Origin of the sequence: Streptomyces sp. NPDC002573 (assembly GCF_042889625.1) — a bacterium.
Taxonomy (GTDB): domain Bacteria; phylum Actinomycetota; class Actinomycetes; order Streptomycetales; family Streptomycetaceae; genus Streptomyces; species Streptomyces gibsoniae.
This window is the reverse complement of sequence record NZ_JBIARC010000010.1, coordinates 1-12,797: the sequence shown is the minus strand read 5'-3', so window position 1 is coordinate 12,797 and position 12,797 is coordinate 1. Positions and strand designations below refer to the sequence as shown.

General features: G+C 70.7%; 13 protein-coding genes. 5 read left to right on the top strand and 8 right to left on the bottom strand.

Annotation, left to right across the window (positions count from 1 at the left end):
- Positions 1-39: 39 nt before the first annotated feature.
- From ACFYX0_RS12305 to ACFYX0_RS12290, 4 genes are all read right to left on the bottom strand, one after another.
- On the bottom strand, positions 40-369 hold the full coding sequence (locus tag ACFYX0_RS12305; RefSeq protein ID WP_311693947.1) for a rhodanese-like domain-containing protein: 330 nt from the start codon (positions 367-369) through the stop codon (positions 40-42).
- Positions 370-455: 86 nt separating this feature from the next.
- Positions 456-1,424 carry a hypothetical protein gene (locus ACFYX0_RS12300; protein WP_388969824.1) on the bottom strand — a complete coding sequence of 323 codons (969 nt, stop codon included), beginning with the start codon at positions 1,422-1,424 and terminating at the stop codon, positions 456-458.
- 217 nt (positions 1,425-1,641) lie between these two features.
- A complete protein-coding gene (locus tag ACFYX0_RS12295; RefSeq protein ID WP_388969569.1) occupies positions 1,642-3,120 on the bottom strand; it encodes a DUF2252 domain-containing protein in 1,479 nt (492 codons plus the stop codon).
- A 184-nt stretch (positions 3,121-3,304) separates the two neighbouring features.
- Positions 3,305-3,919 (bottom strand): calcium-binding protein, encoded by a 615-nt coding sequence (locus ACFYX0_RS12290; protein ID WP_388969567.1) that lies wholly within the window; start codon positions 3,917-3,919, stop codon positions 3,305-3,307.
- A gap of 432 nt (positions 3,920-4,351) precedes the next feature.
- Here ACFYX0_RS12290 and ACFYX0_RS12285 point away from each other — a divergent pair, with 432 nt between their 5' ends.
- Positions 4,352-4,717, top strand: coding sequence for an MmcQ/YjbR family DNA-binding protein (locus tag ACFYX0_RS12285; RefSeq protein ID WP_355906534.1), 366 nt, complete (start codon positions 4,352-4,354; stop codon positions 4,715-4,717).
- Between the two features lie 699 nt (positions 4,718-5,416).
- Here ACFYX0_RS12285 and ACFYX0_RS12280 read toward each other — a convergent pair.
- Complete coding sequence (locus ACFYX0_RS12280; protein WP_388969565.1) at positions 5,417-6,418, bottom strand: hypothetical protein; 1,002 nt, start codon at positions 6,416-6,418, stop codon at positions 5,417-5,419.
- A gap of 107 nt (positions 6,419-6,525) precedes the next feature.
- On the opposite strand from ACFYX0_RS12280, the gene ACFYX0_RS12275 reads away from it, so the two are divergent.
- Positions 6,526-7,098, top strand: coding sequence for a TetR/AcrR family transcriptional regulator (locus ACFYX0_RS12275; protein ID WP_388969563.1), 573 nt, complete (start codon positions 6,526-6,528; stop codon positions 7,096-7,098).
- A 142-nt stretch (positions 7,099-7,240) separates the two neighbouring features.
- Here the strand turns inward: ACFYX0_RS12275 and ACFYX0_RS12270 are convergent, their stop codons facing one another.
- Together ACFYX0_RS12270 and ACFYX0_RS12265 are read right to left on the bottom strand one after the other, a co-directional pair.
- A complete protein-coding gene (locus ACFYX0_RS12270; RefSeq protein ID WP_388969562.1) occupies positions 7,241-7,459 on the bottom strand; it encodes a DUF1259 domain-containing protein in 219 nt (72 codons plus the stop codon).
- Between the two features lie 360 nt (positions 7,460-7,819).
- Complete coding sequence (locus ACFYX0_RS12265; RefSeq protein WP_388969560.1) at positions 7,820-8,203, bottom strand: ArsR/SmtB family transcription factor; 384 nt, start codon at positions 8,201-8,203, stop codon at positions 7,820-7,822.
- Positions 8,204-8,337: 134 nt separating this feature from the next.
- Between ACFYX0_RS12265 and ACFYX0_RS12260 the strand changes: the two genes are divergently transcribed.
- The 3 genes from ACFYX0_RS12260 to ACFYX0_RS12250 all read left to right on the top strand — a co-directional run bounded on the left by ACFYX0_RS12260 (position 8,338) and on the right by ACFYX0_RS12250 (position 12,169).
- A complete protein-coding gene (locus ACFYX0_RS12260; RefSeq protein WP_388969558.1) occupies positions 8,338-10,317 on the top strand; it encodes a heavy metal translocating P-type ATPase in 1,980 nt (659 codons plus the stop codon).
- Positions 10,314-10,712 carry a (2Fe-2S) ferredoxin domain-containing protein gene (locus ACFYX0_RS12255; protein WP_388969556.1) on the top strand — a complete coding sequence of 133 codons (399 nt, stop codon included), beginning with the start codon at positions 10,314-10,316 and terminating at the stop codon, positions 10,710-10,712. Before ACFYX0_RS12260 ends, ACFYX0_RS12255 begins: the two co-directional genes overlap by 4 nt.
- Before the next feature lie 548 nt (positions 10,713-11,260).
- Complete coding sequence (locus ACFYX0_RS12250) at positions 11,261-12,169, top strand: hypothetical protein (protein ID WP_388969554.1); 909 nt, start codon at positions 11,261-11,263, stop codon at positions 12,167-12,169.
- Between the two features lie 58 nt (positions 12,170-12,227).
- Here ACFYX0_RS12250 and ACFYX0_RS12245 read toward each other — a convergent pair.
- Positions 12,228-12,797, bottom strand: a 570-nt coding sequence (locus ACFYX0_RS12245; protein WP_388969552.1) for a rhodanese-like domain-containing protein, incomplete at its 5' end; no start/stop codon positions are given.

The following is a 12,797-nucleotide window of genomic DNA, read 5'->3' as shown; positions in this document are numbered from 1 at the left end:
CCAGACCCACCCGCAGCCGGCAGAGCCGGCCCTCCGGAACTACAGCACGAAGCCCGGCTCGCCCTTGCCGTCCACGACAGGACGGCCCTCGGCGGCCCAGACCTGCATGCCACCGTCGACGTTCACCGCGTCCACACCCTGCTGGGCCAGGTACATCGTGACCTGGGCCGAACGCCCACCGGAACGGCAGATCACATGGACCCGCCCGTCCTGCGGCGCCGCCTGCGTGAACTCACCGAACCGAGCCACGAACTCGCTGAGGGGGATGTGCAGCGCCCCCTCGGCGTGACCCGCCTGCCACTCGTCGTCCTCACGGACGTCCAGCAGAAAGTCGCCGTCCTTGAGGTCCGCGACCTCGACCGTGGGCACACCAGCTCCGAAATGCATACCCCCGACGCTACCCGACGGGCGCACGGACCTGCCCCGCCCCGCTCCACCGGGCCGGACCCGGCGGATCAGCCGTGCAGCGCCGCCAGCTCGGCTTCCTTCTGCGCGACCTGGGCCAGCAGCTGCTCCGCGATCTCGTTCAGAAGACTGTCGGGGTCGTCGGGGGCCAGCCGCAGCATCGAGCCGATCGCGCTCTCCTCCAGCTCCCGCGCCACCAGCGTGAGCAGGTCCTTGCGCTGGGCGAGCCACTCCAGACGGGCGTACAGCTCCTCGCTGGGGCTCGGCCTGCGCTCCTCGGGCACAGGACCGGCCGCCCACTCCTCGGAGAGCTCCCGCAGCAACGCTTCGTCACCGCGCGAGTACGCGACGTTGACCCGGGAGATGAACTCGTCCCGCCGCTTGCGCTCGGTCTCGACCTGAGCCAGGTCGGGGTGCGCCTTACGGGCCAGCTCGCGGTACAGCCTGCGGGCCTCCTCGCTGGGGCGCACACGCTGCGGGGGCCGCACGGGCTGGTCCGTGAGCATCGCCTGGGCCTCCGGGAACAGCCCCTCGGAGTCCATCCAGCCGTGGAACAGCTCCTCCACACCCGGCATCGGCATGACCCGGGCCCGGGCCTCGTGAGCGAGCCGGATGTCCTCCGGATCCCCGCTCCGGGCGGCCCGCGCCTCGGCGATCTCGGCCTCCAGCTCGTCGAGCCGCGCGTACATCGGGCCCAGCTTCTGGTGGTGCAGCCGCGAGAAATTCTCCACCTCGACGCGGAAGGTCTCCACGGCGATCTCGTACTCGATCAACGCCTGCTCCGCGGCCCGCACGGCCTGCTCCAGCCGTTCCTCGGGCCGCGACCCGGGGGCCTCGCCGCTACCGCCCTCGCCGGGCTCCCCGGCCGCAGGGGAGGCGGTGGAGCCCTCGCCGGTCGCTGCGGCCTCAGGGGAGGCGGTGGATTCTTCGCCGGTCGCTGCGGTCTCACCGGACTCGGTCCGGTCATCGCCAGTCTCCACGGCTTCACCGGAAGCGGCGCTCACCGCCCCGGTCCCCATGGCTGACCCGGAACCGGCGCCCTGGGCGAGCGGCTCCTCGGCAGCGGACACAGACTCGCTCTGCTCGGCTTCGGGCGTCGTCACCGCACCAGCGTATGACACGGGGGAGGGCGGCTGCGGGGGCTGTCGGGGTCCTGGGCCTTCGAGCGGATCGCCGCAGCTTCTGGGGGGCTCCCCCTCCCCCCACCCCCTCCCTCCCCACCCCCCTCAAGCCCCCTCAGACCCCCATCTCCCCCGCCAAACGCCCACTCCGCACAGCAGCCACCAACTCCGCGTGGTCCGCCTCCGTGCGGTCCGCGTAGGCCACGGCGAACGTGCCGATCGCCTCGTCCAGTTCCTCGTTCTTGCCGCAGTAGCCCGCGATCAGGCGCGGGTCGGCGCTGTGGCTGTGGGCGCGGGCCAGCAGCGCTCCGGTCATGCGGGCGTAGTCGTCGATCTGGTCGGCGGTCAGCGCCGCGGGGTCGACGCTGCCTTTGCGGTTGCGGAACTGCCGTACCTGGTACGGGAGTCCGTCGACCGTCGTCCAGCCCAGCAGGATGTCGCTGACGACCTGCATCCGCTTCTGGCCGAGGACGACCCGGCGCCCCTCGTGCTCCGTCTCCGGTATCGGGTGGCCGGCCGTCGCCAGATGCGGGAGCAGGGCGGACGGGCGGGCCTCCTTGACCTGGAGGACCAGCGGTTCGCCGCGGTGGTCGAGGAGCAGCACCACGTAGGAGCGGGTGCCGACGCTGCCCGTGCCGACCACGCGGAACGCAACGTCGTGCACCGCGTACCGCCCGAGCAGCGGGTGGCGGTCCTCGGACAGGGTCGTCAGATAGTGCTCCAGCGAGGCGGCGACCGCCGCCGCCTCCGCGTCCGGTATGCGGCGCAGCACCGGCGGTGCGTCCACGAAGCGGCGGCCTCCGCCGTCGACCGGCTCGGTCGACTTCGCCGCGAACCGTCCGCTCGTGTTGGCCCGGGCCTTCTCGGAGACCCTCTCCAGGGTGCCGAGCAGGTCGTGGGCGTCGGTGTGGGAGACCAGTTCCTCGTCCGCGATCGCGTTCCACGCGTCCAGGACGGGGAGTCTGGCCAGCAGGCGCATCGTGCGGCGGTAGGCGCCGACGGCGTCCTGGGCCGCCGCCCGGCAGGTGTCCTCGTCGGCTCCGGCCACGCGGCCGGCGAGGACGAGGGAGGCGGCAAGGCGCTTCAGGTCCCATTCCCAGGGGCCGTGGACCGTCTCGTCGAAGTCGTTCAGGTCGATGACGAGGCCGCCGCGGGCGTCGGCGTAGAGGCCGAAGTTGGCCGCGTGGGCGTCGCCGCAGATCTGGGCGCGGATGCCCGTGGTCGGGGTGCGGGCGAGGTCGTAGGCCATGAGGCCGGCGGAGCCGCGCAGGAACGCGAAGGGCGTGGCGGCCATTCTGCCGACGCGTATGGGAGTGAGTTCGGGGAGGCGGCCGTGGTTGGACTCCTCGACGGCGGTGACCGCGTCGGGGCGGTCGGTGTCCACCACGAGTTCGGCGTGTGCCCGGCGCCGTATCCGGGCGCGCAGTGCCTTGCCCTCGTCCTTGGGTGCTTCCGGTGCGGGCCATGGTGCGAAGCCCCGCACCGCGGCGATCCTGCTTGTCTGCAGCGGCAGCGCCGCTCCGGTCACCGTGCCGGTCTCGGTCACGTCGACCGCCTCCCCCGTCGTCCGCTGTTCTTGCAGCTGTACGAACATCAACTGCGAATGACCGTACAGCCGGTGGGCGGGGAGCGTCAGACCCTGTGGACAACTCGGTAGTTGTGGACAAGCTGGTCAGAGCCGGTTCGTGTGCGGCGCGGCCGGCAGGCGACCGGACGGCGTGCCCCGGGAGACCGCGGCGGACGGTGCGGCGGTGTCCCGGGCGGGCGGGGGCGAACGGTCAGTCCTGGTGGACGACGTTCCTGCCGGGGCCGCCGGAGAGGATGTCCTTGCCGGGGCCGCCGTACAGCCAGTCGTTGCCCTTGCCCCCGTACAGCAGGTCGTTGCCGGATCCGCCGTAGAGGGTGACGTCGCCGTCGCCGCCAGACAGGTTCTGGTCGCCCGCGCCGCAGTGGATCACGTCGTCGCCCTTGCCGGCGTCGACGATGTCGCCCGTCGAGTAGACCGTGTCGTTGCCGTCACGGGCGAAGACCACGGAGGCCACGCCTGCGGTGATGGTGTCGTCGCCCGCGTCGCCGGAGACGAAGCTGCCGTCGACGGTGCCGGTGTCGGTCAGTCGGTCGTTGCCGCTGCCCAGGGAGATCTCGTTGAGGTAGTAGGCCTCGCCGGTGTTGTCGTGGACGGTGACGGTGACGGTGTCGTTGCCGTCGCCGGCGTTCAGTGTGAGGGCGGCGAAGGGGTCCTGGCTGTCCACGGTGGTCACAGTGCAGGAGACCTTGGTGCGGTCGGTGCCGATGGGGTAGGCGCAGCCGGTCCCGGCCTTGATCGGGACGATGTCGTCGATCACATAGGTGATCTTCGCGGTGCTGCGGGTGGAGGACTCGGTGACGGTCACCTTGTTGGTCTGGCCGGAGGCAGCCGTGTAGTAGAGCTGGCGGCCGTTGGCTCCGAGTGCGGCGGTGGCCGACGGCGCGCGGCACCTGCCGTGGTGGCCAGGGCGACGGAGGCCGTGAGGCCGACGACGAGGGCCAGCGTCAGCACCGGTGCGGCACCCGACACACGGCGGCTGACGAGGGGAGAGCGCATTGCGTAACCTCCAAGAGGCACAGGCGAGTTGAGCGACATCCCATGTGACTTCCGACGCATGCACCTGGTTGTCCACCGCCTCGTACGCGACAGCGTCCAGGGCCCCTTTCCGGCCGGTCGTGTTCCAATTGGCGCGTGACGTCCCGCCAGTGGGCGCGTGGCGTCCCGCCAGGCGTTCACGCTCGCGTTCGGCTCCGGCGGGGCCGGCAGGCCCCGCCGCCGAGGACGAGGAGACTCCGGATTGACCCCCGAGCAGTTGCGGTCCTTCTGCCTTTCCTTCAATGCGGCTGTGGAGGAGTTCCCCTTCCCCTCGGCCCAGGAGCTCTCCGTGTTCAAGGTGGAGGGCAAGGCCTTCGCCCTGACGAGCCTGGGCGCCCGCCCGCTCACCGTGAACCTGAAGTGCGACCCGGAGGACGCGCTGCGGCAGCGGGGTGAGCACCCGGCACTGATCGTCCCGGGATGGCACATGAACAAGCGCCACTGGAACACGGTGACGGTGGACGGCGAACTGCCGGACCAACTGGTCCGGGAACTCATCGAGGACTCCTACGACCTGGTCGTCGCGGGCCTGCCCCGGGCCACCCGCCTGCGCCTCGACCGCCCCTGAGCGAACGAGGACCCGAAATCACGTGCCGCGGCCCAGGCACGTGAGATACGTCACGCGACTAGCCCCGCCGTCCCTCGGGGGCCGGTGCGGCAGTGCGAGGACTCACATCGGGCACCGCATAGAGGACTCACACCCGGCACCGCCTAGAGGAACGCATCTCCGCCCCAGGCCGCCCAGTGCCAACGCGAAGTCGATCACGCCGGTCATGAGGGTGCCGCCGCCGCGGTGCGGTTCGAAGCGATGCGTGTGCCGCCGGTGCCTGCCCGAGCACGAGCTTGCCCTGTGTCGTACGGGCCCCGCCGCGGGGTCATCTGTGCCTCCGTCACCACGCCCATCCCGGCCACCGCCGCCGGAGTCCCCCACAGAACCACTGCCCCGCCCGTGAGATAGCTCATTGACGGGGCGGCTGCGTCCAGGTCGGGCGGTGTGCTGTCCCACAACTCCGAGCACAACGAGAAACGGGCCCCTGCGGTGACTTCCGTCACCGGCAGGGACCCGTTCGTCACTATCTGGTGGTGGTCGTGGTGGGGGACCGGCGAAATGCGCTGATCAGGGGCTGTACCGTCCTCATCAAGATCTTTTCCCGCGCACCTCGAGATCGTTTCCCACAGTCCAGATCGGAGCGTGCCCCGATACCTGCGCTCCGCGCCGCCATGGGAGCGGTCTACGGTCGGCGGCTATCGCAGCGGACCGCGTGCGTCACTGCCTGACGGTGAAGTACTGCCATGCGCCCCAAGTGCTGAGATTGCCGGTGTCCTTGCTGCTGTGGACGTACTCGGCCCGCATGCGGAACTTGCTGTTGACCGCCTTGGTCAGGCTCAGCGTCGCGTAGCCGGTGCTCGAGGTGCTGAGCGTGCGGCAGGAGGAGGTGCTCTGTGTGTGCCAGGCACCGCCGTAGTACCGCTGGATCTGGAATTGCACGCACTGGCCGGCCTTGTCGGGCGTGACCGTGACGTTCAGCTTGGCCTCGGCGGTGTGGTGGTAGACCCGGTAGAGGAGGCCGGCGTAGTGGGTGCTCCCGTAGTAGCCGCTGAGCGACTCGGACACCTTGGCGTAGGACGACGCGGTCGTAACGGGCGTGGCCGGGGCGTAACGGTAGTCACCGGCGAAAGCCGCGGTGAAGGTGGTCTTGCGGGTGAGTTTGTAGGTAGTGGCCAGGTCGCCGTGGCTGTCCACCGTGCCGGTCTCGATCAGCGCCTTCTTGCCGCCGTAGGGCTGTGCGTAGATGGCGAGGGTGCGGCCGTTGTAGGTCGTGCCGAGATGGGCGGTGACCTTTGCGGTCCCGCCGTAGGCGTACGACGGAGCGTCGGTCTTGATGGACACCGCAGTGGCACTGCGGGAGACCTGGACGGTCGCGGACGCGCTGACGGCCTGATGGGTTGAGTCACCCGCGTAGGTCACGGTGTAGGTGTTGGCTCCCCCGACCTGCGGGACATCGGCGATGTGGAACGTGCCGTCGGCGGACAACGGCGCGTCGGGCAGCGCCACACCGGCGGGGTGGGCCAGGTCGCTCTTGACCACGTGAACGACCTCACCGGATGAGTACGGAGCCGCCGACAGCTGCCCGGAGACGGTCAGTTGGGCCGCCCGGTCGGATGGTCGTCCGATGTCCCATGGCGGCAAGGCCGCATACAGAGCGTCCAGAGACTGCGGCCCGGCGCCGGTCGGGGCGGCGGCGTGGGTGGGTGGCGCCTCGGACATGGGAACACCTCTTTTCCTCGTCCGGCTCGACCCCTCCAGCTTTATCGATACACTCTGTCTACATCAAGACAGAGCGTCGCGGCATCGGCGTTGCGTATCCTTGAGGCATGCCGAAGCTGTGGGACGAGACGATGGACGCGCACCGCCGCGCCATGCAGGACGCAGTCCTCGAGACCACCGTCGCGCTTGTGGCCGAGCACGGCCTGGCGTCAGTGACGATGTCGCAGATCGCGAAGGAAGCCGGGATCGGGCGCGCGACGCTGTACAAGTACTTCCCGGACGTCCAGTCGATCCTGATCACCTGGCACGAGCGCCACGTCGCCGCCCACCTGGGCCAGCTCGCCCAAGCCCGGGAGCACGCCGACGGACCCGTCGAACAGCTCGAAGCGGTCCTGCGCGGGTACGCGCACATCACGCACAAGCGACGCCAGGACGGCGAGATCGCCGCCTTCGTCCACCGGGACCAACATGTCGTCCAGGCCCAGCAGCAACTACACGCCCTGGTGCGCGACGTCATCGCCGAAGCCGCCACGGTGGGTGCGGTCCGCGGCGACGTCTCTCCCGGCGAGCTGGCCGACTATTGCCTGCACGCGCTGTCCGCCGCCGGAGGGCTGTCCTCCGGGGAAGCCGTCCACCGTCTCGTCGAGGTCACCCTCTCCGGGCTCCGGCCGTCGCGCTGAGAAAGCCGAACCGCTGGGGAGCTCACGTTCCGATCCGCCGCGCTACCGCCCCAGCGACCTTGGAGTCCGGTGCATGCGGCGGCGCGGGCCCCTGCGAAGACGGCCGACAGCGCAGCGCCGTAGGCAATCCGGCCCCAGCCGATCACGACGTAGGAGCCAGGGCTGTCGCATTCAGGGCCGGTCGGAGTGCCTTGGCCAGCGTGACGCCGTCACCGGTTGCCCAGAAGTGCATGTAGAACAGGCGCGGCTGGTCGGTGAGCGAGTGGTTGTGGAGTTCGACGATGTCGATGCCCGGAGCCCGCCAAAGGAGGAGCGCGGCCGCCGTGCCCGCAACCGGCTTCATATGCGAACGGGGTGACATGATCACTCCTCATCGAATCGTGTCGATGGTGCCTGTGTGACCACACAAACCGCCGCTGATGAAGCCGGCGCGACGAGCCCACCCATCCGGGTGACTTCATGACGCCTTCATATGGGATTCCTTCTGATCAATATGGGCCTGGTGGGCCGGTCGCCCTGCTTCACACAAGCGTGATCTCCCCATCCGGCAGCCACCCCTCCCAGTAACCGTCCATGAGTCGAGCCGCCCGGACCGACCTCAGCTCGGCCGGCGCCCACCAGCGCGCTTCACGGTCCAGTGCGGAGCGGAGGCACGAAGGCCGGCTTCCGGCAGCAGGGCGCACCACGACGAGGATCGGGTGAGATGACCGGAACAGTCTGCTCAGTGCGCCTCGGCCGCGGCGACCGCCGCGGCCGGGGCGTCACGCAGGCCGAGGCGCAGGTGCTCGACGTGGTACAGGGCCTGTTCCAGCAGCTCGGCTACGTGGTTGTCGTACAGCGCGTAGATGACCGAGCGGCCCCGGCGCTCGGTGGTGACCAGGCCGAGGTTGCGCAACAACCGCAGCTGGTGGGAGCAGGCGGACTGCTCCATCCCGACGGCGTCGGCCAGCTCGGTCGCCGCGCACGGACCTTCCTGAAGGCGGGACAGGATCCGCAGCCGGGACGGCGTCGCCAGGGCCTGGAGCGTAGCGGCCACGTCGGCGGCGCCCACGGTCTCCAGGCGCTCGCGCGCAGTGGCGGTGTTCGCGTCAGGTCCATGGCCCATGGCCCTCATCCTACGGAGAGCGACGCATGAACGCATGAATGACTATTCATTTGATCCTGTACGGTGGGGAGCGCGATGCCGGTGTCCCGGCAGTCCGCTGTCTTGTCATGCCGTCGTGAAGGACCTGCATCCCCGTGACGTCCACACTCATCCCGCCCTCGACCGACCGCGCCGACCTGGCACAGGAGGGCAGCGCACCTCAGCGTCGTACCCGTGTCCTCGCCCTGCCCGAGGCCCGCTGGGCGTCTGCCGCCCTGGTCCTCTTCTTGATCGCGCTGCCGCTGCAGCTGACCGGCGCCCCCGCCTGGGTGTGGGGGACCCTGTACGCCCTGGCCTATGCGGCCGGCGGCTGGGAGCCGGGCTGGGCGGGACTGCAGGCGCTGAGGGAGAAGACGCTGGACGTCGATCTGCTGATGGTCGTCGCGGCTCTCGGTGCGGCGGCGATCGGGCAGGTGATGGACGGGGCGCTGCTGATCGTCATCTTCGCCACCTCCGGCGCGCTGGAAGCTCTGGCCACCGCCCGCACCGCCGATTCCGTTCGCGGGCTGCTCGACCTGGCCCCGGCCACCGCCACCCGCATCGAGGCCGACGGAAGGGAGGCTGCCGTCGCGGTGGAGCAGCTGGCCGTCGGCGACACGATCCTGGTGCGGCCCGGAGAGCGCGTCGGCGCGGACGGACGCGTCCTGGACGGGGCCAGCGATGTCGATCAGGCGACCATCACCGGTGAGCCACTGCCCGTGGCCAAGGTGAAGGGCGACGAGGTCTTCGCCGGCACCCTCAACGGCACCGGCGCCCTGCGTGTGTGCGTGGAGCGCGACACGTCCGACACGGTGATCGCCCGGATCGTGCGCATGGTGGAGGAGGCCTCCGAGACCAAGGCGCCCACACAGCTGTTCATCGAGAAGGTCGAACAGCGCTACTCCCTGGGCATGGTGGCGGCGACCCTGGCCGTCTTCATCGTCCCGCTCGCTTTCGGCGCCGCGCTGACGGGCTCGCTGCTGCGGGCGATGACATTCATGATCGTGGCTTCGCCGTGCGCGGTCGTCCTGGCAACCATGCCGCCGCTGCTCTCGGCGATCGCCAATGCCGGGCGGCACGGTGTGCTGGTCAAGTCCGCGGTCGTCATGGAACGGCTCGGCGAGGTCGACGCGATCGCGCTCGACAAGACCGGCACACTGACCGAGGGCACCCCGCGCGTCATCGAGATCCGGCCGCTGACGGGCTCCGGGCTCGACGAGGCGGCACTGCTGGCGCTGGCCGCTGCGGTCGAGCACCCCAGCGAGCACCCGCTGGCCCGGGCCGTGGTGGAGGCGGCGCGGGAGAAGGGCCTTGCTCTGCCGGTGGCCGAGGACTTCGCCTCGACACCCGGCGTCGGAGTGGAGGCCCGTATGGAAGGCCGCGTGGTCGCGGTCGGGGCTCCCACGCGGCTGCTCGCCGGTGCCGAGGACGCCTCCTCCGCGCGCGCGGCGACCGTCGCCGGCGGGCTGGAGGACGGGGGCCGGACCGCCGTTCTGGTCACCGTGGACAAGACACCGGCCGGGGTCCTCGGCGTCTCCGACCGGCTGCGCCCGGACGCCACCGCCACCGTCGCCTCCCTGAACTCCCTGACCGGGAGCGCGCCTGTGCTGCTGACCGGTGACAACCCGCGTGCGGCCGCTCGCCTGGGCGCCGAGGTGGGTATCGAGGACGTGCGCGCCGGGCTGCTGCCCGAGCACAAGGTGCACGCGGTCAGGGAGCTGGAGGAAGCCGGCCGCAAGGTGATGGTCGTCGGCGACGGCGTCAACGACGCGCCGGCGCTGGCCGCCGCGCACGCCGGTGTGGCGATGGGACGGGCGGGCTCGGACCTGGCGCTGGAGACCGCCGACGCGGTCATCGTCCGCGACGAACTGGCCACCGTGCCCGCGGTGATCTCCCTGTCCCGGCGAGCCCGCAGGCTCGTCGTGCAGAACCTCGTGATCGCCGCGGTGTTCATCGCCGGTCTGGTCGTCTGGGACCTTGCCGGAAACCTGCCCCTGCCGCTCGGCGTCGCGGGCCACGAGGGCTCCACGGTCATCGTCGGCCTCAACGGACTGCGGCTGCTGCGCGAGGCCGCCTGGAAGCGGGCCGCCGAGTGAGCCGCCGCAAGGCGCCCGCCGCGCAGGCGGCGCCCCGGTGCACGGTCACCGTGTGCCGGGGCTGCTGCTGCGGCACCGCCAAGATCCCCGGCGTTGACCACGCCGCCCAACTCGCCGCCCTCAAAGCCGAGCTGGGCTCCGTCGCGCAGATCCGGGTCGTGCACTGCCTGGACGCCTGCGAGCAGGCCGACGTCATCGTCGTGCAACCGTCGTCCCAGGGCCGGGCCGCGGGCGGCCGGCCGGTGTGGCTCGGCCTGGTCAACGACCCTGACGCGGCATCCGACATCGCCACCTGGGTGCGCCGGGGTGGCCCGGGGCTCACCGAGGCACCGGACATCCTGGGCCTGTACGAGTTCAGCCCGTCCCGGCGGATCCGGCGGGCCGTGGAGGACTGAACGCCGCGGCTCTCACCGGTGGGCGTGGAGCGCGTCGGCGAGCAGACGATGGCTGTGCTGCCAGCGGTCCGGTCTTTGCCTTCGTGCGGCGCCGTCTCGCCGGGGGGTGAAACCCGCACAGCGGACGGCACCGAGCACGACGGCGGGTTTCAGTGCCCGTCGACGGCGAGTTCGTAATCGCCGATCAGGTCGCCGAGGAGGGTTCCGGCGGTGATGTCGCTGGTGACGTGGCCGGCCATGTAGAGGCCGGGAGTAGAGAACCTCGGCCCCCATCCACTCGTAGTCCGCGGTGCGGTGCGGGGAGAGAGCACTGAGGTAGGTGACCGCGGCGGCCGAGAGGGTGGCGTGTCGGGACGGGTAGGAGTACGGGCCCTTGGTGCCCGGCTTGATGTGCTTGTCCGGGCGCGGGGTGGGGTCCAGGACGTACGGGGCCGGCCGCTTGTCCTTGGCCGCCACCTGCTCGCTGATCGTCTTGGCCAGCTTCAGCGCCGACTTGAGCTCCGTCTTCTCGGCCGTGCCCGCCGGGCGGGGACCAGTTCACGCCGGTCATGAAGGTACAGCTTCCAGATGTCCTTCTTGCCGTGGAGCTCCAGCCAGGTGGCGGCCTTCTTCCCGGCCACCGTGCGGGTCTTGGCGAGCTGCTGGTCCTGACGGAGTTCGGCGGTGCGCTGCGCCGCCGAGGGCGGGGCGGGTACCTGCTGGGCGGCCCAGGCGGCGAACGCCTCGTCGTCGCGGGTGGTGCCGTGTGCCTTCTTCCACTGGGCGAAGAGGGGTCCGGCTGCTTGCGCTGGGCGTCCGCCTTCTCGCCGATCTCGGCGATCTCGGCGTCCGTGAAGAGCGTGGGCGGTGGGCTCTGCTTGATCTTTTCCGTCGCGCCGGGCTTCTTCCGCATCGTCGACCAGTCCCTGCTCACCCCGGGCCTGCCCGGCAACGACCTGCGCCGCCTCGCCCGCGCCCACTTCAGCACCGAGAGGCGAGGTGCGCAGTGTGGGCAGGTGAGCGACGCGGCGAAGCTGCCGGATCGCTGCTCTGCGGCACGTCTCACCGGGACCCCTGAGGATGATCGGCGGCGTCCGGCGGATGTCGCGAGCGGTGGCTCGCCGAATCAGAATGAGCCGGCGTTTCGGGGAGTCGATGACAACGGTACGTACGACGTCGCGGCGATTCGGCACGGCATCAGCATGACTCCACCCGGGCTGCCTAAGGTTGCGCCGCAGGGGGCAGTGAAGAGCGGCACGGAGCACCAGCGTGGGTCGGGCTCGGGCCAGGCGAATCCCGAAGTAGTTCCGTCTGAAGGGGAGTCGCTCGCCCGCTGGATCAATGCCGTGGCCGAGCATCGAGGAACAGAACTGAAGACGCTTCTCCCGGAACTCCACCTACGCAAGCTCGGAACGCTGTCCATGGCGGAGATCCGGCTGTCACAGCCGTCATCCACAGTGACGCGGTCCGCGCCATGACGGAAAAGGGACATCACACAACCCCTCGAAAGTTCTGGAGACGGCCGAGCGGATCGGGTCAGCCGGTGGTGACGGCCAGCCCGGCGCGCTCTGCGGCATCGAAGCCGTCGTCGACGGCCACGACGTCACGGCCCGCGGCGTCCAGCAGCGAGGCGGCGATAGCGGCCCGCATCCCGCTTCCGCAGTGCACCCAGACGGTGCCGGCCGGCACCTCGCCGAGCCGCTTGTGCAATTGGTGGATCGGGATGTGAATGGAGCCCTCGATGTAGCCGGCGGCTCGCTCGGAGTCGCGCCGTACGTCCAGGACGACGATGTCGTCCGTACCGTGCTCGGCCAGGCCGACGAACGTCGAGCGGGGGAAGGAGGCGGGGCTGCCACCCTCGGGCACCCATTCCTGCGGTGTACCGGTCGCGGCGGCAGCGGGCCGGTCGATGCCGACCCGGACGAGTTCGCGCTGGGCGGCGGCCAACTGCTCCGGGGACTCGGCGAGCAGCGTCACGGGCTTGCCCCACGGGATCATCCAGGCCAGGTACGTGGCGATCTTGCCGTCGGCCTCGAAGTTGAAGGACCCCGCGACGTGGCCCTCGGCGAACGCGACCCGGCTGCGCAGGTCCACGACCCACTCGCC

Coding starts and splice junctions, on each gene's coding strand:
- ACFYX0_RS12270 (WP_388969562.1), bottom strand. CDS start 7,459: ATGTCACCCCGTTCGCATATGAAGCCGGTTGCGGGCACGGCGGCCGCG.
- ACFYX0_RS12280 (WP_388969565.1), bottom strand. CDS start 6,418: ATGTCCGAGGCGCCACCCACCCACGCCGCCGCCCCGACCGGCGCCGGG.
- ACFYX0_RS12265 (WP_388969560.1), bottom strand. CDS start 8,203: ATGGGCCATGGACCTGACGCGAACACCGCCACTGCGCGCGAGCGCCTG.
- ACFYX0_RS12300 (WP_388969824.1), bottom strand. CDS start 1,424: ATGGGGACCGGGGCGGTGAGCGCCGCTTCCGGTGAAGCCGTGGAGACT.
- ACFYX0_RS12275 (WP_388969563.1), top strand. CDS start 6,526: ATGCCGAAGCTGTGGGACGAGACGATGGACGCGCACCGCCGCGCCATG.
- ACFYX0_RS12295 (WP_388969569.1), bottom strand. CDS start 3,120: ATGTTCGTACAGCTGCAAGAACAGCGGACGACGGGGGAGGCGGTCGAC.
- ACFYX0_RS12250 (WP_388969554.1), top strand. CDS start 11,261: ATGAAGGTACAGCTTCCAGATGTCCTTCTTGCCGTGGAGCTCCAGCCA.